This window comes from Aeromonas sanarellii (genome assembly GCF_000820085.1).
Lineage (GTDB): Bacteria > Pseudomonadota > Gammaproteobacteria > Enterobacterales > Aeromonadaceae > Aeromonas > Aeromonas sanarellii.
Window position 1 is genome coordinate 37509 of the sequence record NZ_CDBN01000015.1, and the last position, 21422, is coordinate 58930.

Genomic DNA, 21422 nt, shown 5'->3' on the forward strand with positions numbered 1-21422 from the left:
GTGCGAGATGCCATGGATGCCAGCCTGCTTTCCCCCCACCTGTTGCCCGACGATCAGCTCACCCGCGACAACTGCAAGGAGTACCTGAGCCGCTTCCTCGCCTGGTTGCACGAACGCTTCGATGCCGGTGACAACATCATCGAACTGGTGGCCACCCGCTCCGAATACATGGATGCGCTGCTGACGAGGCTGTGGCACAAGTTCGGCTTCGACAAGACGGAACTCACCCTCATTGCGGTGGGTGGCTATGGCCGGGGCGAGCTGCACCCCCACTCCGACATCGACCTGCTGCTGCTCTACGAAGGGGATGAACTGGACGAGGTGCTGGGGCTGCGCATCGGCGAGTTCATCACCCTCTTGTGGGATCTCAAGCTGGAAGTGGGACAATCGGTGCGCAACGTGGCCGAGTGCATCGAGCAGGGGCGCGCCGACATCACGGTCGCCACCAACCTCATCGAGGCGCGCTACATCACGGGTCGCCTGGCGGGGTTCGAACAGTTGCAGGCCGCCACCCTGCCCCAGCATTTCTGGCCGAGCGAGGCTTTCTTTCGCGCCAAGCGCGAAGAGCAGGCCCTGCGCCACCAGCAGTTTCTCGGCACCGCCTACAAGCTGGAGCCGGATCTCAAGAACAATCCGGGGGGCCTGCGCGACATCCAGACCCTGGCCTGGGTCGCCCGCCGCCACTTCGGCGCCACCACCCTGTTCGAGATGACCAGTCACGGTTTCCTCAACCGGGCCGAGTACCGCGAACTGCTCGACTGCCAGAACTTCCTCTGGAAGGTGCGCTTCGCCCTGCACATGGCCATCAACAAGGGGGACAACCGCCTGCTGTTCGACCGCCAGCGCACCGTGGCCCAGATGCTGGGCTTCGAGGGGGAAGGCAACGGCCCGGTCGAGCAGATGATGAAGCGCTTCTACCAGACGGTGCGGCGGGTGGCCGAGCTCAACGAGATGCTGCTGCAACTGTTTGACGAGGCGATCCTCGGCAACACCGCCATGGACGTGCGCCGCATCAGCGACGAGTTCCAGCTGCGCGGTCGCCTCATCGATGCGGTGGATTCCGAACTGTTCGGCCGGGATCCGGCCGCCATCCTGCGGCTCTTCTACCAGATAGCCCAGCACCCGGAGATCGCCGGCATCCACTCCGCCACCCTGCGCCAGTTGCGCGAGGCCAGGCGCACCCTGAGCTGCTGGCTGCAGGATCTGCCCGAGTGCCGCCGCCTCTTCATGGCGCTGCTGCGCCACCCCAACGGCATCGGCCAGCCGCTCACGCTCATGCACAAGTACGGGATCCTCGCGGCCTACCTGCCCCAGTGGAACCTCATCGTCGGCCAGATGCAGTTCGACATGTTCCACGCCTACACGGTGGACGAACACACCCACAGGCTGCTCCAGAACATCCATCGCTTCCCCAACCCGGCCAGCCGCCAGACCCACCCGCTCTGCCACGAGGTATTCACCCAGCTGCGCAAGCCCGAGCTGCTCAGCATCGCGGCCCTGTTCCACGACATCGCCAAGGGGCGGCGGGGGGATCACTCCGAACTCGGCGCCGTGGATGCGCTGGAGTTCTGCCAGTTGCACGGGCTGGATCGCTACGAGAGCCGGCTGGTCGCCTGGCTGGTGCGCCACCACCTGCTGATGTCGGTCACCGCCCAGCGCCGCGACATCTACGATCCGGACGTGGTCACCGACTTTGCCCAGAAGGTGCGCGACGAATTACACCTCGATCTGCTCTATTGCCTGACCGTGGCGGACATCTGCGCCACCAACGACACCCTGTGGAACGACTGGAAGGGGACCCTGCTGCGGGAGCTCTACTTCGCCACCCAGAAGGCCCTGCGCCAGGGTCTGGAGAACCCGCCGGACATGCGGCTCAAGATCCGCGAGAACCAGCGTCAGGCACGGCAGATCCTGGCCCAGCGCGAGGTATCCCTGGATGCGGTCAACGCCCTCTGGAACGACTTCAAGGCCGACTACTTCCTGCGCCACAGTCCGGAGCAGATCGCCTGGCACTGCCGCAAGATCATCGCCCACGGCGACAACCCGGCGCCCCTGGTGCTCATCGGCAAGCACCCCATCCGGGGCGGCAGCGAGGTGTTCATCTATTGCCGCGACATGCCCAACCTGTTCGCCACCGTGGCCTCGGCACTGGATCAGAAGAACCTGAGCATCCACGACGCCCAGATCATGAACTCGCGCAACGACTATGTGCTGGACACCTTCATCGTGCTGGAACCGAGCGGCGAACCCATCAGCCCCAACCGCACCGCCACCATCAAGAAGGCGCTGGAGAAGGCGCTGCAGGAGCCGGGCAAGCTGGTGCTGCGCAGCAAGCCCCTGTCACGGCGCCACCGCCAGTTCAGCGTGCCGACCCGGGTGGTGTTTCTGCCCCACAGGGGCGAAAACCGTCACACCCTGCTGGAGCTGACGGCACTGGATACCCCTGGCCTGCTGGCCCGCATCGGTGCCGTGTTCCAGCAATGCGGCCTGTCGCTGCACGCCGCCAAGATCACCACCATAGGCGAGCGGGTGGAAGACTTCTTCAGCCTCACCACCCTGGCCGGGGAGCCCCTGAGCCAGGCCGAGCAGCAGGCGCTGGAAGAGCGGTTGGTCAATCAGCTCAACCCGCAGGAATCCGGCGAGGCGGAGGGCTGAACAGGCCGGAGGAAGGCCCCATAAGAGCCTTTATCTCGTATTAATTTTTCAATCATAACAAGTGGTTGGGCCACTCAAGCACAATAAATCGCCTTTCTTCTCAAGAAATCGGCGAGAGCCCTTAAAAACAATTGGAAAAGTGTGATACAACAAACAGAATTTTTTAGAGGAAACTTGTCATGACCCAGTTGCAACAGACCATAGAAGCGGCCTTCGAGCGCCGTGACTCCATCACCCCCGGCTCCGTCGATGCCGCCACCAAGGCCGCCATCCTGGAGGCCATCGATCTGCTGGACTCCGGCAAGGCCCGCGTCGCCGAGAAGATCGCCGGCGAGTGGGTCGTCCACCAGTGGCTGAAGAAGGCGGTGCTGCTCTATTTCCGCATCAATGACAACGGCATCATCAAGGGCGACGACGCCCAGTACTACGACAAGGTTCCCCTCAAGTTCTCCGACTACAGCGCCGAACAGTTCAAGGCCGCCGGTGTACGCGTAGTGCCGCCGGCCACCGCGCGCAAGGGCTCCTTCATCGCCCCCAATACCGTGCTGATGCCCTCCTACGTCAACATCGGCGCCTTCGTGGATGAAGGCACCATGGTCGACACCTGGGCCACCGTGGGCTCCTGCGCCCAGATCGGCAAGAACGTGCACCTCTCCGGCGGCGTCGGCATCGGTGGCGTGCTGGAGCCGCTGCAGGCCAACCCGACCATCATCGAAGACAACTGCTTCATCGGTGCCCGTTCCGAGGTGGTGGAAGGGGTGATCGTCGAGGAGGGCTCCGTCATCTCCATGGGTGTCTTCATCGGCCAGTCCACCCGTATCTATGACCGTGAAACCGGCGAGATCCACTATGGCCGCGTCCCGGCCGGCTCCGTGGTCGTCTCCGGCTCCCTGCCCTCCAAGTGCGGCAAGTACAGCCTGTACGCCGCCGTCATCGTCAAGAAGGTGGATGCCAAGACCCGCGCCAAGGTCGGCATCAACGCCCTGCTGCGTTCCATCGACGAGTAATCCTCTTGGCCGTGATTAAAAGGGCGCCTGATGGCGCCTTTTTTGTTGCTCTTGTCCCGCCCGCACCCGTTTTTCCAATACACCAACGAGAGTCTCTTCATCACTTCGCCAGGCGGCGATAGCGGCAAGGGGCTCTTCCCATGATCCATCCCCTGAACACAGCACTCCTTTGAGCCCCTCCTGAATTTGGCGCACCTGTCACAGGCAAGCGGGCCCGACTCGGGTAAGATAAACAGGTCAGGATCGTTTCAAACCAAGGAAGCCCGATGTACGAGAATCTGAAGAGCCTGGGGATCCAGGAACCCACCTCAGTGGACAGCTACACCCTGCGCCAGGAGGCCAACCACGACATTCTCAAGATCTATTTCAAGAAGCAGAAGGGCGAGTTCTTCGCCAAGAGCGTCAAGTTCAAGTATCCCCGCCAGCGCAAGACCATGCTGGTCAACTCGGGTACCCATGAATACAAGGACGTCACCGAGATCAACGCCAACCTCAAGTACGTGGTGGATGAACTCGACAGCCTGACCCAGGGCGGACAGACCCAGGCCGATCCGGACATCAAGCAGAAGATACTGCGGGACCTGCGCCATCTGGAGAAGGTGGTACAGAACAAGATCAGCGAGATTGAGCGGGATCTGGAGAAACTCTGACCCCATTCCATTCAAAAAGGCGCCATCAGGCGCCTTTTTTATGGCCGCTGGCCAGCCCTACGCCACAAGCCAGGCCCGGGACCCTGCGCGATGATGCCGACTCCTGAACGGCGGGCAGCAAAAAGGGAGGCTTGTGCCTCCCCTTTCGGAACTCGGTATGAAAGCAGGGATTAGTTGCTCTTCATCCAGATGTCCATGTCGGTTTTCAGGTTGTCGGACTTGGTGCCGAAGATAGCCTGTACACCGGAACCGGCAACCACCACACCGGCAGCGCCCAGCTTCTTCAGACCAGCCTGGTCAACCTTGGCCACGTCCTTCACACCGACACGCAGACGGGTGATGCAGGCGTCCAGGGAGGCGATGTTCTCTTTGCCACCGAAGGCGGAGACCAGAGCGGCAGACATCTCATCCTTGCTCTGACCGGCAGAGGACTCTTGTGCGCTCTCATCTTCGCGACCCGGCGTCTTCAGGTTCATGGCACGGATCACCACGGTGAAGACCACGTAGTAGATGACGGCGTAAACCAGACCCAGACCCACCAGCAGCAGCATGTTGTCGGCACGGGGTGATTGCACCACGAAGTCGATGAAGCCGTTGGAGAAGGTGTGACCGTGCACGACACCCAGCGTGTTGGTCAGGACATAGGCCAGACCCGCCAGCAGCGCGTGAATGGCGTACAGCACCGGAGCCACGAACAGGAAGGAAAACTCGATAGGTTCGGTAATACCGGTCAGGAAGGAGGTCAGGGCGGCAGAGGCCATGATACCGACGATCTTGGCACGGTTTTCCGGCTTGGCAGCGTGTGCGATGGCAAACGCAGCGGCAGGCAGACCGAACATCTTGAACAGGTAACCACCGGCCAGCTGACCGAAGCCGTTACCGGCAGCGCGGGACGCATCGTCCGCGGTCAGGAAGCAGGTCATGATGCCGTGCACGGTTTCACCGGCGGCGTTAACACAGGTACCCGCCTGGTAGAAGAAAGGCACGTTCCAGATGTGGTGCAGACCGAACGGGATCAGGGAGCGCTCAACCACGCCGTAGATACCGAAGGCCAGAACCGGGTTCTGGTTGGCAGCCCAGTCGGAGAAGGCACCGATGGCACCACCGATCGGCGGCCAGATGAAGGAGAGGACCACACCCAGACCGATGGAGACGAAACCGGTGATGATGGGCACGGCACGCTTGCCTGCGAAGAAGCCGAGGTACTCGGGCAGCTGGATCTTGTAGAAGCGGTTGAACGCCCAGGCGGCAACACCACCGGCGAGGATACCGCCCAGCACACCGGTATCGATGCTCTCGACGCCCATCACAGGGGCCATCACCTTCAGGGTGGCGACCATGATGCCGTAGCCGACGATGGCGGACAGGCCGGATACACCGTCGTTATTGGTGAAGCCGAGAGCGACGCCCACGGCAAACAGCAGAGCCATCTGGCCGAAGACGGAACCACCGGCCTGCTCCATCAGTTGGGAGACGATTTCCGGCAGCCAGCTGAAGTGGGCAGCCCCCACCCCCAGCAGAATACCTGCTACGGGCAAGACCGATACAGGCAGCATCAGCGCCTTACCGACCTTTTGCAGATTAGAGAATGCATTTTTTAACATGTGTGCGCTCCTGAATGGATTTTTTTTCCGACAACGACCCCGTACAGTTTATGGATGACCACCTGCTTCATCCGCGATTGTACTGGAGCGTTTCCCGGGTTGCTTATTTTGACCACCAGAATATAACCCAGCAGATATGGAATTGCCTCTACCGAGGACAAGGGAATAATAAATTTGGAGGAGAGATCACAAGATAATAAATAAGCAGGAAGGGTGTAATCTTGAATATTATTTCGCGTTGTTATAGCAATACCGCAAAAAGAAAAAAACCACTTCAAAATAAATCAAGGAGAAACAAAATAATACACAGAGAAACCCAATGTAACTAAACGTAACCAAGCGCTGCTTTATATTATCAAGTCTACCGATTAAAAAGGCCTCCAACAAGGGAGGCCTCCAACAAATAGCAATTTAAATAAGTCAGGATATTTAGTTCTTTTGTGACCGTTTCACCGCATCAATAAAGACGGATTTCGCCTTGGTTGACCCGGCACGTTCCGCTTCATTCACCAGTTGCATCGCCTTGTCGATATCCCCGGCCTTCACCGCCTTCTCGATCTGGGCGTTGTAGAAGCTCTCGGTCTCGCTCAGCATGGCGGGAGCCGGCGTACTCGGTGCTGCGGCCACTGCCGCCGTGGTGACGGCCGAGGCAGCCACGGCTGTTGTGGCCGGCTTGGCCTGACTCATCGCCACCTTGTCCGAATATTCGGGCTTGAAGACGGCCTCGATACCCTGCCCCTTGGCCATGTCGACAGCCTTGATCTGCACCAGGCCCCAGGGTGAATGCGGGATCACGGGATCCTTGATATCCGGCTCGACCGTGCCATTGGCACGGGCAAAGGCCTTGGCCGGGTGCAAGATGGTAGTGCTGCCGGACAGCTCATTCCCCGGGGCATATATGACCATATAGGTTTCGCTGGCGGGATTGCCCGGCATGCTGCGGTCCACGAACACCTTGCCTTCGATCCTGTCATTGTCGAGCAGGTGGGCGGGTTGATAACTGAATACGGACTCACCCAATACGCGAGTCACCTTGAACTGGGCATCCAGCATGATCACCTTGGGAATCATCACCGTCTTGCTCACCTGGGACGCCAGCGTGATGGCCAGGTTGCCGGTATTGACGGGCAGGCGATAGGCGGCAAAGTAGCTCATCCCCTCGTCGAACTGATAACTGGGCTGCTTGCCATCTATGGTCAGCAGCGTCTCGCCTTCCGGCAGAGAAACATAATTGAATTCGTTGAAATCCTGGCAGCAGCTCGTCGTCTGGGAGAGCGCCTGCTTGGCCTGGTCGGCATTGCTCAGGATGGAGGCGTGCTCCTGCACGGGCACGACCATGCTACCGGAACAGCCGGCCAACAGCGCGGTAACCACGGCCGCGATAGACATCTTTACCAGTTTCATTCTTCTTATCTCCATAACCCGGTTGCCAAATCCAGCGAAACAAAACTGCCCCCATAAGGGGGCAGTGACTAACTTAACTGAAGATACTGCTTACCACCAAGCTTCTGCTTGTACACCCACTTGCCAGGTGTCATCGGAAGTGCCGCCTTCGAAGCTGTTCTTGCTACCGCTGGAATCGGCTTCGGTGTCAGCCAGGTAGGAGGCGAACACACGGATTTCCGGACGGGCCCAGAAGCTGGAGCCGGCAGACCAGGCCTGAGCCAGGGTCAGCTTGTAACCACCATCCTTGTCGCTGCCGCCGTTGTTGTAGCTGGTCTTGTCCTTGAACACACCACCCTCGAAGATGGTCTTGTTGAAGTCATCCCACTTGTACATCGGACGGATAACGGCAGACAGGGTTTCGGTCTTGTCGTGGCCGCTCCACATCTCGTTGCCTACACCGTAGACCAGCTGGTGGCCCATCTCCCAGGAGTTACCCATCGGGATGACGCCCCAGTTGATGAAGCGGTAGCCGTCGGCACCGTCTTTGGCCTCGGCACCGTACCAGGAACCATCACCGTAGTAAGCCATGGTCTTGGAGTAGCCTTCGGTACCGTACTGCAGCACGGTCTTGTTGAAGCCACCGAAGATGCCCTGGGTCAGTTCGGCGGTCAGCATGAGACCGTCTTTCATGTTGTCGTTTTTCAGATCTTTCTGGGCTTCGGTCTCATTGACCAGAGCATACATGGCGCCCACTTCCAGGGAGCCGTCTTGCCACAGCGGGATGCCGGCATAACGCACGTCCAGGGTGTTGACGTTCAGATCTTCGTTCTTCTGGAAGACGCCGGGGCTGGTTTCGGTGTACTGGCCGAATACGTCAGCAGCGCTGCGGTCGTTGCGGACCCAAGCCAGGGAGAGCTTGCCCGGACCAGCCTGGATACCTTCGATACCGGCACCCGGACCAGAGATGTTCCAGTAGTAGAAGTCAGAGATATGGATGTCGTGACGCTGGTAGAAGCGCTTGCCAGCCCAGAGGGTGGCTTCCGGCGCGAAGCCCAGCAGGCCCTTGGCTTGCACGTTGAACTGACGCAGAGCGAATTCGGAGTCGCCGTTGCACTGCTTGGCGTCGAAGTTGCAGACGGTACCGGTACCTTCCCAGTCGTTGGAACCGTTGGAAGTCATTGCAAACATGGAGTCTACATAGAAAGTCTTGCCGTCTTTGTTGAAGACTTCCTGACCGAGTTGTACTTCGCCGTAGGTGTCGTTTTCGTTACCCAGACGACCGACCTTGTTGACGTTGTATTTGACCATGTCCCCGTCACCGGAAACACCGACACCTGAACGGAAGTAGCCGTGGAAATCAACGGCGAAGGCGGCTTGGGAAGCCAGGGCTGCGGTAACTGCTGCAGCGATCGGGAGCCACTTTGCTTTCATTTTCATTTTCCTTATTCCCGCTGAGAGGAGTGTGATCCTGATATTCAAGTTCTTATCACCGGAAAAACGTTTTGGTGATAACCGAGGTCGATTATATGTACCCGGTTTCGCCACAAACATGAGCTGATTCACAAAATGGTGACAAATCGCCCCCCTCAATCCACAGGAGAGAGAGTCAGTCAAGAAAAGCAGAACAAGAACAACAAATCACCCAGAAAGAGCCAATCACAGCAACAACAGACCATTAAAAATGCATTCAAACATTAATTTGCGATGAGAGTTAAGTTAAAAACCAGTCATTCAGTGGCAAAAACATGATTGAAATCGCTTTCAATGGGGAACTTTTAATTTTCTGGTTTGTCGCGTTTTTGATGAATATGGGTCTGTCGGTGCACTCTGTTCGAGAGAAAAATAACCGGCAGTCAGACAGGATAATATTTGAGAGCAGAAGCAATGAGTCCCAAAATAATGCTCCCCCGTCAGCAGGCTCACGGGGGAGACATTTAAAATATGCGCCAATCCGGCTACAGCCTATTTTCCCAGGTTTTCAGCCAGGCCAGCGCCGCCACCTCTGGCTCATCCACCACAGTCGCGTCTATCTCCAGACGCGGTATCAGGGGAACGGCCGCCAGCTCCTGCAACAACTCATCCAGCCTTCGCCCCGCCCCGCAGAAATGCTCATAGCTGCTGTCCCCCATGGCGATGAGGGCATAGCGCCACCCCTTCATATAAGGGGCACGATCGGCCAGGGCGCTGGCAAAGGGTTGCAAGTTGGGGGGAATATCGCCCTGCCCCGTGGTGGCGCTGACGATCAGCAGAAAACGGGAGGCATCGATGTCCTCCAGTTCGGCCTCGTCGAAGATACGGCAGACATGGCCGCTGGCTTGCAGGTGGTCGCTCAGGGTCTCGGCCACCAGCATGGCGGCGCCATAGACTGTGCCGACCAGGATGTCGATCTCGGCCATCAGCGACTCCTCAGGGGAAGAGGCTGGCCCGCTTCGGGCGGGATGCTCGGGGGATTTCCCCCAGGCTGGACATGATGACACGCGGTGAAGGGAGAAGTATCTCGTTGAGCCATAAGTCATTCCTCTGACGGACCTGGCCTACAGCATGCCACAGCCCGGTCAGAGGAAACAGATGAAGACTGACTCAGACGCCGTAGTCGCTCTCGCTGGCGGGCCAGCCCAGTTCGGCGAACAGCTGCAGCACCTGGGGCCCCAACGGCGCCTGGATCCGCATCGGCACCTTGAGCACGGGATGCTCGAAGCTGATCTTGTGGGCGATCAGCAGCAGCCTGTCGCAGCCGTAGTGCTCGCGAAAGAAGCGGTTATGCCGGCCATCGCCATGGGTGGTGTCGCCGACGATGGGATGGAACAGGTGATCCAGGTGGCGGCGTAGCTGGTGCTTGCGCCCCGTCTTGGGGAAGAGCCGTACCAGGCTGTAGCGGCTGGTGGGATGCTTCTTGGAGACCGCATGGGGCAGCTCGACCCTGTGCAGGCGGCGAAACGCGGTCACCGCCTCCTGGGCGGGGCGATCCGGGTCGCTCATGGCGTCGGCTATCTTGTCCAGCTGCTCCTTGAGCGGGTAATCGATGAGCCCCTCCTCGGGGGCCCATCCCCGCACCAGCGCCAGATATTCCTTGTGTACGCGGCGCTCGGCGAAAGCCTCTGTCAGGGTGCGGGCCACCGCCGGATCCAGCGCAAACAGCAGCACCCCAGAAGTGGGCCTGTCGAGCCTGTGTACCGGATAGACATGGCGACCGCCGATGAGATCTCGGGTCATCTGCATGGCGAAGCGGGTCTCCCCCTTGTCGAGCCAGCTGCGGTGCACCAGAAGACCCGACGGCTTGTTGACCGCCACCAGCCAGTCATCCTGATAGAGCAGGGTCGGTACCAAGGCGTTCTCTGCGCTGACCGGCTCACCCATCATTGCTCGACCACTTTGCCGGAGAGCAGCAGATCGAAGCGGGCGATCAGACGCAGCAGGGCTTCCACCTCGGCCAGCTCTTCCTTGTAGACTTCGCTCGCCATGGGGTAGAGGGAGACGCTGGTCGGCAACGGCGCCTGCAGCAGCACCAGCTGCTCCATGCGGGGGATCAGCACGAATTGCAGCCACTGATCGAAACTCAGGGTATCGACGCAGAACGGCAGCTCGCTTGCCAGCGCCTCGCTGCCCGGATGCTCGGCTTGCCAGCGTTCCAGGCGTTGCAACTCGGCGGTCAACTCTCCCAGCAGGCCGGCGACCAGCAGATATTGATTCATCTCACTTCCTCAGCGTGCGGCCGACGGATGTCGGCGCCCCACTCAACAGAGCCATCAAAAAGGGGCGTTACTATACACCGCCCCCGGGACGGCTGCCATGCTGCCGTCGCCCTCTCGCCCGCTGCGACCGCCACTGGCTATCTGGTGCAGCCTCCTTATAATCCCCGGCATCACCTTCAAGCCGGATCTCCTCATGTCTTCCATCAATACGCTGACCGAATTTCTGACCCAGGCCGATACCCAGTTCCAGCTGTTCGACATGGGCCGCCAGGTGCGCCCGCTGGCGAGCGACCTCTTCGTGCGCATCGAGCAGCAGCAGGAGCCCTACCCCTGGCCGTTGCAGCAACATGCCTGGCTCGGCGTGCACTTCTTCCAGCCCGCCGAGTCAAGACACTACCTCTGGTTCCTCAAGTTTGCCCTCGATGAGCGCGGTCTGCTCATCTCCAGCGGCCCCAAGCACTTCATGGACCAGGTGGTCGAGACCCTGGGTTACAAGCTCACCGGGGAGCTGGATGAGGAGAAGGCGCAGCGTCTGGCCGACAACCCCTACACCTTCCGTCCGGCCGAGGCCAAGATGGCCAGCCTGCACGCCAAGCTGGCCCGCCAGCTGGAGCAGGCCCCTTCCTCCTACTACGAGGCGCTCTGCCACTATCTGGCGGCGCCGGGGGAAGAGGGGTGGCAGCACCTGGGGCTGCAGGGCTTTGCCGATCTGGCGGAGCGGCTGCAGGATGAGCGCAACCTGGCCCTGGTGTGCAAGGCGTTGCCGAAGCTCCCGCAGGCACCGCTCTACGCCCTGTGCCAGAGCCTGGAGAACGCGCCCCTCCCCCTCGCCCTGCAAGGCGCGCTGCTGGAGCGCATCGGCAAGGAGCAGGAGTGCGTCGAGCCCGATGCCGAGACCCTGGCCTATCTGTGCCGGGCCCTGGCCTCCTGCCCGGGCAACGAGCTGCGCAGCAACAAGCTGCTGACCCTGCTGCAGACCCGTCCCAGCCCCTCCCTGCTGCTCGCCATCGCGGGCCGCCTCTGGCCCGATCTGAAAAGCCCGGCGTTGCTCGGCCTGTTCCTCGAGCAGCTCGCCCTGCAACCCACCCAGTTCTTCAACCAGGTATTTGCCGAGCTCGTCACTTTACCGGCCCTGCGCAATGATATGCTGGCGAGACTGCGCGACCCCGCACGGAGCGAGGCCCTCGGCCAGGCCATAGGCCGCCTGTTCGCCTCGGCGTAGGAACGCTTGCTGGCCCGGCTCCCCTCCTGGAGCCGGGCCCCACCGACATCACAGAAGGAACCCGTTGATGGGAGAAATGCTTGGGATCTTGCTGCTCGGCCTCGTTGGCTGGGCCTTCTGGCAACAGCGCCGTCAGGCGGAGCTGGCCTGGCAATACATGCGCCGCTACTGCCAGCACCACGACCTGCAACTGCTGTCGCTGGCACGCACCCATCGCGCACTGGGGCACAAGCCCCTGCGCCTGCTGACCTACTACCAGTTCGAGTTCTCCAGCGACGGCGAGAGCCATTACCAGGGCCAGCTGTGCATGCAGGGGCTGCACGTCGCCGGGGTCGAGCTGCCACCCCATCGTCTGCCCTCCTAGGCCGGGTCAAGGCCCCGGGGGCTGGCTATAATTCTCGACAACCCCCTGCAAGGAGCGCCGAGATGGAATTGCTGACCCATGACATGACAGCCCTATTTGCCCAGCTGGGACTGGCCAATGACGAGACCAGCCTGCACCGCTTCATCCGCGAGCACCCCCTGGACAACCAGACCCTGCTGCCCGAGGCCCCGTTCTGGACCCCTTCCCAGGCGGGCTTCCTGCGCGATGCGCTCTGGAATGACTCAGACTGGGCGGAAGCCATCGACCAGCTGGACGTGATGCTGCGCCAGACCCACTGACGCTCCCGCTTTCCCGGCAGCCGGGCTTTGGGTAAGCACTGTGCCCCCAGTCACATCTCAATCGCCCTGGCCTCCCCCCACGTCAACCAGCTGAGCCAGTCCCCCTCGCGCCGCTTTCCTGATGGGCAGGCTTTGATTAAGCTCTGTGCCACCATCCGCAAGCAGCAAGACGGCCGCGCAGGAGCCAAGATGTCAGCCCAAGAGATCATCCAGATAGCCAACGAACTCAGTGCCAGGGGGATCACCCCCTCCACCGCCATGGTCAAGGCCCGCCTCAGCCATCCCGTGCCCATGGCCGAGCTGCTCAAGGTGCTGAGCCAGTGGAAGCAGCAGCCCCAGTCGGCTGAGCCCGCGCCCGCCAGCGTCCCCGCGACGCCCCCTGCGGCCCCGGAAACCGTCAGCCTGCTGCAACTGAGCGAACAGCTCGCCCGGCTCGAGCAGAAGGTCGATCGCCTCACCGACCTGCTGCTCGACCACCAGCGGGATTGACGCGTCACCATGTACATCCTCGAACTCACCTTTGAGTGCTACCGCGATACCTCCCTCGGGGAGGCCGAGCGGGCCATAGTCCACTACCTCGACATGCTGCGCTACCAGGGGCAGATCCTGGGGCGGGAGTTTCCCACCAGCATGCACCCAGGCCATTTCATCAGCCGGGTGGTCTGCCCGGAGCAGGACAGCCTGCACCCGGACAATCAGAGCGAACTGGTGGCCCTGGCCGAACAGGGCCTGCACCAGGCCGGGCTGCTGGCTCCCAAACTCCAGCTTCAGGGCATGGATCTGCTGTCCGACAGCACGGATCCGTGCGGCCAGGAGGGCGAGCGCCCGAGCTGGATGCTGCTCTATACCAGCTTCCTGCACAGCTGCTCTCCCCTGCGCTGCGGCGACCATTTCGCCCCCATTCCGCTCTATCGGCTGCCTGCCGTCGCCAACGGCGACCACAAGCAGATCATCAAGTGGCAGGAGGATTGGGAGGCCTGCGATCAGCTGCAGATGAACGGCTCCATCGCCGAGCACGCCGCCCTGCACGAAATCGGCGAGGTGGGCAGCCGGCTGCAACGCCGGGGCAGCGATCTCGTCAGGCGGCTGGAGGCCCTGAGCGGCATCCCTACCTATTACTATCTCTACCGGGTCGGCGGCCTGAGCGCCGCCGAAGAGCGGGCCCGCCCCTGCCCCGGCTGTGGCGGCGACTGGGCGCTGACCGCCCCCCTGCACGAGATCTTCGACTTCAAGTGCGATCCCTGCCGCCTGGTGTCCAACCTCTCCTGGGACTTCAAGGACTAGGGCCGCCGGCGCGCCCCCCATAAAAAGAGAGGGCCTTGCCAGATGGCAAGGCCCTCTCTCATCCTGCTCATCCTGCCCGTCTCAATGGGACAGGGTCTCCAGCCGCGCCAGAAATGCCGGCAGCGAGGGGGCCAGCACCAGGCGGCGACCTGAGTCCAGCCACTCCAGCCACACCTGGCCGCTCTCGTTGTCGAGCGACACCAGCGTCATCTCGTTGCGGGTGGTGGCGATGAAGAGCGAGGGGGAACGCTTCAGCTTGCGCAGCATCAGCAGGTGACCGATGAGGTTCTCCTTGAGCAGGTCCAGATCGTCCTCGTTCCACGGCAGGATCAGCTCGATGCGCAGCCCCTTGTAGGAACAGGGAAGGGGGCGGCTGAACCAGTGACCAAACAGGGCAAGGGCGCTCGGATGCAGGGTCAGTTCGAGGGCATCGGCCATGGCCGCGAAGTCGGCAGGCTGGTCGCGCCTGTGGGGGCGCCAGGCCACCCGCCCCTCTTTGGGCTCATCCAGCTCGCAGGGAGAGCGCCACTCGGCCTCCCACTCGCACAGGGGCAACCCCCGTCTCGCCTCGCCATCGCGCTGCCAGCGTAAAAAGAACTGCTCCAGAGCAGACAGGACTTGATCCGTCATCGATATTCCCCACAATAGCGGCCTCTGATCGCCGCAAGACAGTGACCGAAAAATCCGGCCATTGCACCATCAAACCCTTTGTCAGACAAGCGTGAGCAAACCAGCATGAGCAAACAAGAGAGATACGCCGGCGCCAGTGCGCTGCAGGGCCTGAGCCTGGGGCAACAGTCCGCCTACATCAGCCAGTACACCCCGAGTCTGCTGCAACCTGTGCCACGCAGCCTGAACCGCGACGATCTGGGCCTTGGCGAGACCCTGCCGTTCGAGGGCTGCGACATCTGGACCCTGTACGAACTCTCCTGGCTCAATGCCAAGGGCAAGCCCGTGGTCGCCCTCGGCGAGGTTGCCGTGCCCGCCGCCAGCCCGAACCTCATCGAATCAAAATCCTTCAAGCTCTACCTCAACTCCTTCAACCAGACGCGCTGCGACTCCCTGGAGGCGGTACAGGCGCTGCTGGTTCAGGATCTGAGCGCCTGCGCCGGCGCCCCCGTGAGCGTCACCCTCTTTACCCTCGATGAGGCCCCCCACCAGATAGTGCAGCTGCCCGGTGAATGCATCGACGATCTGGATATCGAGGTGGATGGCTACGAGTTTGACGAGACCCTGTTGCAAGGGGCCGCCGGCACCGAGATCGTGGAGGAGACCCTGCACAGCCACCTGCTCAAGTCCAACTGCCTGGTCACCAGCCAGCCGGACTGGGGTTCCGTGGTGATCCGCTATCGTGGCCCGCGCCTCGACCGGGAGAAGCTCTTGCGCTACCTCATCTCGTTCCGCCAGCACAACGAGTTCCACGAGCAGTGCATCGAGCGCATCTTCACCGATCTCAAGCACTTCTGCGCCCCGACACAGCTGACCGTCCACGCCCGCTACACCCGCCGCGGCGGACTGGACATCAACCCCTTCCGCAGCGACTGGGAGCCGGTTCCCGCGAATCTGCGCCTCATCCGCCAGTAAGCCGGACACTCGGGTTCCGACACATCCGGCCCATCACGCATCTCATCAATGAACTCTGGACGGGCGGGGGTGGGCTTGGATAACATGCCTGCACCTCCGTGCCGTCCTTAATCCAATGAATCAACTGTTTTTTCTGGCAATGATGATGTCCTCCCTGTCGGCTCCGGATCTGGATCTGGCGAAGGAGCAGTTGTCCATCGATCTGCAGCAGGCCCAGACCCTGGTGCTGACCGATCCCGCCAGATGTGTCCAGATCGCCACCGCCTTTCTGGAACGCACGGCCAGCAACCCCAAGCAGATCATCAGCAATCGCCAGGAGTACGGTTATCGGGAGCCCATGCTGAACTACGGCTCCGCCACCCAGACCACGGGGGCCTACCTGCTCAAGGGAGAGTGCCTGCAGCAGCTGGGGCAATTCAAACCGGCCCAGGAGTCCTTCGCGAAGGGCATCGCCATGGCCGAGAAGGAGCAGCAGTTCGAGCTGCACGCCCATGGCCTCTACCTCCAGATCCGCAGCCAGACCCTGCAGCTGCACGCCCACGGTGCCGGCGCCGCCCAGCTCGACAAGCTGGACAAGCTGCTCGCCAGCCCCCCGCTCAAAGAGAGCCAGTTGCAGGTCTACGCCCGTCTGCTGCATGTCAACGCCAGCATGGAAGAGCGACAGTTCGATCTGGCCAAACGCCAGCTGGCGGAGGCGCGCCAGTGGGCCGAGCAGGCCAAGAACCCCCTGGCCAGGGCCTGGACCAGCGCCGTGGGGGGCGATCTCTATCAGGCCCTGGGCCAGCCCCAGCTCGCCCTCGGGGAGTATATCGATGCCCAGCAGCAGGCCAGGGATCTGCAGGATCCCCTGTTCCTCGGCCTGCTCTCCAACCAGATGGTCAGCCTCTATCAGGCGGAACAGGAGCCACAGAAGGCGCTGCAATACGCCAACGAGGCGGCCAATTACTTCCATGCCCTAGGCAACCCCCCCCTGCTCAGCGACGCCCTGATCGTGCTCGCCCGTCTCAATCGCGATCTGGGGGAGATGAACATGGCGCTGGTCTATTTCTTCAATGCCCTGGATCTGCTGGACGAGAACAGCAACCGCATCCGCATCGCCCACCTCAAGTTCGAGATTGGCAAGACCTATCTGCAGACCGGCAACCTGAACCTGGCCCGCAACTACCTGAATGCCGCGCGCCAGTCCCACGAGCTGGGGGACGACAAGGAGTCCCTGATCGATACCCTGCTACTGCTCGGGGATCTCCACCTCAAGCAGCAGGAGGCGGGGATCGCCATCCTGCAGCTGGAGAACGCCCTGACCCTGGCGAACCGGATTGGCGACATCCGGCGCCAGCTGGAGATCTTCCGCCTGCTCTCCATCGCCTACGAGCAGAAGGGCTACCTGCAGCAGGCCCTCGAGAGCTACAAGAATTTTCATCAGCGCAGCGAGCTGGTGCGCCAGCAGCAGATCGCGCTGGAGCAGGAGGCGGTGCGCGACAACTATGCCCAGGTGGAGCGGGCCCAGCAGGTCAAGGAGCTGGAGCAGCAGCTCGACCAGAGCCAGCACCAGCAGGAGCGCTACCTCTGGTCCAGCGTCAGCACCGGGCTGCTGCTGGCGCTCTTCATCTACCTGTTCTTCACCCTCTGGCTCAAGCTGAGGGTCGCCCGCCTGAATGCCAAGCAGCTGGGGGAAGCCCTGCTGGTGGAGCCGCGCAGCGGCCTGGCCAACTGGCAACGGCTGATGAGCCGCTGGCCGAGGGAGATGGCCAAGCGCCAGCAGAAGTCCGAGCGCTGGTACCTGAGCGAGCGCCCCACCAGCGAGTTTGACGACAAGCTGCACTACCTGCTGTTCCGGGTGCCCTTCCTGGTCAACAGCCTGGAGCAGCATGGCTATCAGGTCAGCCGCGAGATTGAGCAGGCCTTCGGCCACTACGTCGCCAAACTGACCCCGAAGGATGGCCGCATCTACGACCTGCGCGAGGGACATCTGCTCTATGTGGTGCCCCAGCGCCACGTGGCCCAGCTGCACCAGCTGGCGCAGGAGCTGCTGGACACCCTGGCCGCCTTCCCCTGCGAACACCCGCTGGACAGGCACATCAGTCTCGGCATCGTCAGCCACCCCTTCCTGCCCAAGGCGGCCATGGCGCTCGACCACCACGGCCTGTTCGACCTCTGCTACCTGGCGCTGTCGGGGGCCATGCAGCTCAGCGACAAATACCAGCAAAACGTCTGGCTCGAACTCGCGGCCATCGACTGCCAGCAGGCCGCATTTTTTAATGGGGATGTGTGGCAATGCTGCTTGATGGCAATTGACAAGGGACTGGTAAAAGTAAATTCTTCTCATGAAAAGCAATGGGTTAACTGGCTTGCTCTTTCACGGACGAAAGCGCCGGACCATGCGTGACAAAAAGGTACTCAACGGGGTCTTTCATTGGCTGACTGTTGCTGGACGATACAAAAACGATAATGACAACAGGGCGACCTGAACAATGAATGATATGGCTGCCGTAACCGGACAACTGGCAAGACTCAGGGAATCCCTCCAGCAAAAACAGCAGGAACTCGATGGCATGGCCACGTTCTCCGAAACCGAACGTGCCCGCAGCATCCAGTTCATCGGCAAGCTGATGCAGGCCTGCCGTGGCCACGATCGCGAGCTGGACAACCGGCTGGCCAAGCTCAAGCAGAAGCTGGACGGCTCCCCCCCGCTCACCTCCATCGATGCCGAACTCGCCACCATCGAGAAGCTGTTGCAGCAGCACAGCCACGCCATGGAGGAGTCCATCAGCCTGACCCGGGCCGCCATCGATCTGGGCAGCAAGCAGCTCAAGACCATCAAGGGCTTCCCGGAAGAGACCCGGCGAGCGCTCAAGGAGTTTCTCGCCAGCCCGGAGAGCTACGGCATCGGGGATCACCAAAAGAAGGTGATCCGCCTGCTGGAGTTCTACCAGCAGGCCATCAAGATCCAGCTGCTGCCACGCCAGCCGCTGATCCCGCCTTCGGCGGAGATCCCCACCGAGCTCTCCAGTCCGTCCCCTTCAGATTCATTCGATGTCAAGGCGCACGCCCAGATCTCCGATGAGTTGCAGCGCCTCATCACAGAGCTGGATTTTGCCGGCGCCGTGGGCGAGAGCCTGGCCGACATCCGCCGCCAGTTGCTCGGGGGCATCACCCCTGCCCTGCTGGCCGAAGTCTGCCTGCAGATCATCGAGCTCATCATCGAAGGCACCCGGGAGGAGCGCAAAGCCTCCCAGGCCTTCCTCAGCACCCTGAACGAGAGCCTCTCCGCGGTCCATTTCAGCTTCACCGAGACCCTGGACGAGGGGCGCGCCCTGCAGGATGCCGCCCACCTCAGCGGCCAGGCGCTGGAACGGGAACTGGCCGCCATCGATCGGGCCCTGATCACCCATGACTCCCCCGCACGGCTCAAGGGAGCCATCGGCGGTCACCTGGACACCATCCGCCGCCTGCAGCAGGAACGGGAGGAGATGGTCAGCCGCGAACGCCATCTGCTCACCCACCTCTCCAACATGGAAGCCAAGCTGCGGCTGATGAAGGAGGAAACGGCCGAGTACAAGAAGCGGCTCACCATCCAGAAGCACAAGCTGTTCCTCGACAGCCTGACCCAGGTGCACAACCGGGCGGCCCTCGACGAACGGCTGGAACTCGAATACAAGCGCTGGCTGCGTTACGGCACCCCACTGTGCCTGGCCATCATCGACATCGATCACTTCAAGCACATCAACGACAACTACGGCCACATGGCCGGCGACAAGGCCCTGAAAGTGGTGGCCAAGGCCCTGCAGAACGCCTTGCGCGACACCGACTTCATCGCCCGCTTCGGCGGGGAGGAGTTCGTGGTATTGCTGCCGAACATCAACCCGGACAAGTACCAGAAGCCCTTGGAGAACCTGCGCCAGACGGTCAAGAGCATCCCGTTCCGCTTCCGCGATGCCAGGGTCGAGATCACCATCTCCATCGGGGCCACCCTGTTCCGCCCGGGCGACCATACCACGGACGTCTTCGAGCGCGCCGACAAGGCGCTCTACAGCTCCAAGCACTCGGGCCGGGATCAGGTCAATCTCGCCTGAATCCGGACTTGACCGCGGCTAAAAAACCGGCAAACGCACTTTCCCCCTATTCCCCTGCCCACCCCCTTGCCTCTACTATCGAACCGAGGGATGCCAAGGCATCCCGTTTTCTCCCCAGGGAAAGCACAACGATAACAAGCGAGTGAAAGGGGAAATTATGATTACACACATCAATCCCGTGGGCAGCATGGACCTGCTGTCCCAGCTCGAGGTGGATCGCCTCAAGCAGACCGCCTCCAGCGATATCTATCAACTGTTTCGCAACTGCTCGCTGGCGGTGCTCAACTCCGGCAGCCACACCGACAGTTCCAAAGAGATACTGGAACGCTTCAAGTCCTTCGATATTCACGTGATCCGGCGCGAGCGCGGGGTCAAGCTCGAGCTGTTCAACGCCCCCGAGCACGCCTTCGTCGATGGCGAGATCATCCGCGGCATCCAGGAGCACCTCTTCTCCGTGCTGCGGGACATCCTCTATGTGTCGACCCAGCTCGAGTCCAACCGTTTGGTCAACCTGACCAGCTCCACCCACATCTCCAACGTGGTGTTCGCCATCCTGCGCAACGCCAAGGCGATCCTGCCCGGCGCCGACCCCAACCTGGTGGTCTGCTGGGGCGGCCACTCCATCAACGAGGTGGAGTACCAGTACACCCGCGCGGTGGGGAGCGAGCTGGGGCTGCGGGAGCTCAACATCTGCACCGGCTGCGGCCCGGGTGCCATGGAGGGCCCCATGAAGGGAGCCGCCGTCGGCCACGCCAAGCAGCGGGTGCGCAACGGCCGCTACATCGGCCTGACCGAACCCTCCATCATCGCCGCCGAGCCGCCGAACCCCATCGTCAACGAACTGGTGATCCTGCCGGACATCGAGAAGCGACTGGAGGCCTTCGTGCGCCTGGGCCACGGCATCATCATCTTCCCGGGCGGGGTGGGCACCGCCGAGGAGCTGCTCTACCTGCTCGGCATCATGATGCACCCGGCCAACGAGCGCCAACCCATCCCCATAGTGCTCACCGGCCCCAGGGAGAGCGCCGACTACTTCCGCGCCATCGACGACTTCGTCAAGGCGACCCTGGGGGAAACCGCCACCAGCCTCTACCGGATCATCATCGGCGATGCGCCCGAGGTGGCCCGCGTCATGAAGGAGGCGATGCCGAAGATCCGCGAGTATCGCAAGTCGGTGGGGGATGCCTACTCCTTCAACTGGTCATTGCGGATAGAGCCGGAGTTCCAGCTGCCGTTCGAGCCGGATCACGCCAGCATGGCCAGCCTGGATCTGCACCGCAACCAGCCGCCCCAGTTGCTGGCGGCCAACCTGCGCCGCGCCTTCTCCGGCATCGTCGCCGGCAACGTCAAGGAAGGGGGCATCCGGGCCATCGAGAAGAAGGGCCCCTTCAAGCTGCACGGCGACAAGGAGCTGATGCACCTGATGGACAGGCTGCTGGAGAGCTTCGTCAGGCAGCAGCGCATGAAGCTGCCGGGCAGCCAGTACATCCCCTGCTACGAAATCGTGAAATGAGGGGCATGCCCCCGAGTGACCCAAGGGGCCGACAGGCCCCTTCTTCGCATCTTGCCGTTACGCCCCTTCAGGGTTAGCAAGGCGTTCAT

The 21422-nt window shown here is 61.7% G+C and carries 19 protein-coding genes; 12 read left to right on the forward strand and 7 right to left on the reverse strand.

The annotated features are described in order from the left end of the window. Window positions 1-12: 12 nt before the first annotated feature. The 3 genes from glnD (at window position 13) to BN1132_RS02530 (ending at window position 4312) form a co-directional block, all read left to right on the forward strand. Complete coding sequence (glnD, locus tag BN1132_RS02520; protein WP_042074727.1) at window positions 13-2655, forward strand: bifunctional uridylyltransferase/uridylyl-removing protein GlnD; 2643 nt, start codon at window positions 13-15, stop codon at window positions 2653-2655. 179 nt (window positions 2656-2834) lie between these two features. Beyond that, entirely contained in the window at window positions 2835-3662 is an 828-nt protein-coding gene (gene dapD / locus BN1132_RS02525) for a 2,3,4,5-tetrahydropyridine-2,6-dicarboxylate N-succinyltransferase (RefSeq protein ID WP_025327920.1), read from the forward strand. A gap of 266 nt (window positions 3663-3928) precedes the next feature. After that, window positions 3929-4312: a DUF3461 family protein gene (locus BN1132_RS02530; protein ID WP_042074730.1), complete on the forward strand. Its 384-nt coding sequence runs from the start codon at window positions 3929-3931 to the stop codon at window positions 4310-4312. A 170-nt stretch (window positions 4313-4482) separates the two neighbouring features. Here BN1132_RS02530 and ptsG read toward each other — a convergent pair whose 3' ends face one another. The 6 genes from ptsG to BN1132_RS02560 all read right to left on the reverse strand — a co-directional run bounded on the left by ptsG (window position 4483) and on the right by BN1132_RS02560 (window position 10994). Further along, window positions 4483-5916, reverse strand: a complete 1434-nt coding sequence (ptsG, locus tag BN1132_RS02535) for a PTS glucose transporter subunit IIBC (RefSeq protein WP_042074733.1) — start codon at window positions 5914-5916, stop codon at window positions 4483-4485. A 429-nt stretch (window positions 5917-6345) separates the two neighbouring features. Next, on the reverse strand, window positions 6346-7320 hold the full coding sequence (locus BN1132_RS02540; RefSeq protein WP_042074735.1) for a MalM family protein: 975 nt from the start codon (window positions 7318-7320) through the stop codon (window positions 6346-6348). Between the two features lie 90 nt (window positions 7321-7410). Next, window positions 7411-8733, reverse strand: a complete 1323-nt coding sequence (locus BN1132_RS02545) for a maltoporin (RefSeq protein WP_042074737.1) — start codon at window positions 8731-8733, stop codon at window positions 7411-7413. 524 nt (window positions 8734-9257) lie between these two features. Then, window positions 9258-9698: a flavodoxin gene (locus BN1132_RS02550; protein ID WP_042074738.1), complete on the reverse strand. Its 441-nt coding sequence runs from the start codon at window positions 9696-9698 to the stop codon at window positions 9258-9260. A gap of 184 nt (window positions 9699-9882) precedes the next feature. Then, on the reverse strand, window positions 9883-10659 hold the full coding sequence (gene truC / locus BN1132_RS02555) for a tRNA pseudouridine(65) synthase TruC (protein WP_209428940.1): 777 nt from the start codon (window positions 10657-10659) through the stop codon (window positions 9883-9885). Continuing rightward, window positions 10659-10994, reverse strand: coding sequence for a YqcC family protein (locus BN1132_RS02560; RefSeq protein WP_042074742.1), 336 nt, complete (start codon window positions 10992-10994; stop codon window positions 10659-10661). Before BN1132_RS02560 ends, truC begins: the two co-directional genes overlap by 1 nt. Before the next feature lie 193 nt (window positions 10995-11187). Between BN1132_RS02560 and BN1132_RS02565 the strand changes: the two genes are divergently transcribed. From BN1132_RS02565 to BN1132_RS02585, 5 genes are all read left to right on the forward strand, one after another. Continuing rightward, the gene (locus tag BN1132_RS02565) at window positions 11188-12216 is read left to right on the forward strand and encodes a DUF3549 family protein (RefSeq protein WP_042074743.1); all 1029 of its coding nucleotides are present in this window, start codon (window positions 11188-11190) and stop codon (window positions 12214-12216) included. Window positions 12217-12283: 67 nt separating this feature from the next. Then, complete coding sequence (locus tag BN1132_RS02570; protein WP_039039421.1) at window positions 12284-12580, forward strand: DUF3301 domain-containing protein; 297 nt, start codon at window positions 12284-12286, stop codon at window positions 12578-12580. Between the two features lie 62 nt (window positions 12581-12642). Next, window positions 12643-12879 (forward strand): DUF2789 domain-containing protein, encoded by a 237-nt coding sequence (locus tag BN1132_RS02575; RefSeq protein WP_042074744.1) that lies wholly within the window; start codon window positions 12643-12645, stop codon window positions 12877-12879. Between the two features lie 189 nt (window positions 12880-13068). Then, window positions 13069-13368, forward strand: coding sequence for a DNA-binding protein (locus tag BN1132_RS02580; protein WP_042074746.1), 300 nt, complete (start codon window positions 13069-13071; stop codon window positions 13366-13368). Between the two features lie 9 nt (window positions 13369-13377). Then, a complete protein-coding gene (locus BN1132_RS02585) occupies window positions 13378-14163 on the forward strand; it encodes a Zn-ribbon-containing protein (RefSeq protein WP_042074747.1) in 786 nt (261 codons plus the stop codon). An 81-nt stretch (window positions 14164-14244) separates the two neighbouring features. On the opposite strand, the gene syd is transcribed toward BN1132_RS02585, so the two are convergent. Continuing rightward, window positions 14245-14793 carry a SecY-interacting protein gene (gene syd / locus BN1132_RS02590; protein ID WP_042074750.1) on the reverse strand — a complete coding sequence of 183 codons (549 nt, stop codon included), beginning with the start codon at window positions 14791-14793 and terminating at the stop codon, window positions 14245-14247. Between the two features lie 105 nt (window positions 14794-14898). Between syd and queF the strand changes: the two genes are divergently transcribed. The 4 genes from queF (at window position 14899) to ppnN (ending at window position 21333) form a co-directional block, all read left to right on the forward strand. Further along, on the forward strand, window positions 14899-15747 hold the full coding sequence (gene queF, locus BN1132_RS02595; RefSeq protein ID WP_042074751.1) for an NADPH-dependent 7-cyano-7-deazaguanine reductase QueF: 849 nt from the start codon (window positions 14899-14901) through the stop codon (window positions 15745-15747). Between the two features lie 115 nt (window positions 15748-15862). Next, window positions 15863-18133 (forward strand): hypothetical protein, encoded by a 2271-nt coding sequence (locus BN1132_RS02600; protein WP_042074753.1) that lies wholly within the window; start codon window positions 15863-15865, stop codon window positions 18131-18133. An 85-nt stretch (window positions 18134-18218) separates the two neighbouring features. Then, window positions 18219-19820, forward strand: coding sequence for a GGDEF domain-containing protein (locus tag BN1132_RS02605; protein WP_042074755.1), 1602 nt, complete (start codon window positions 18219-18221; stop codon window positions 19818-19820). 157 nt (window positions 19821-19977) lie between these two features. Next, the gene (gene ppnN / locus BN1132_RS02610; RefSeq protein ID WP_042074757.1) at window positions 19978-21333 is read left to right on the forward strand and encodes a nucleotide 5'-monophosphate nucleosidase PpnN; all 1356 of its coding nucleotides are present in this window, start codon (window positions 19978-19980) and stop codon (window positions 21331-21333) included. Window positions 21334-21422 lie beyond the last annotated feature (89 nt).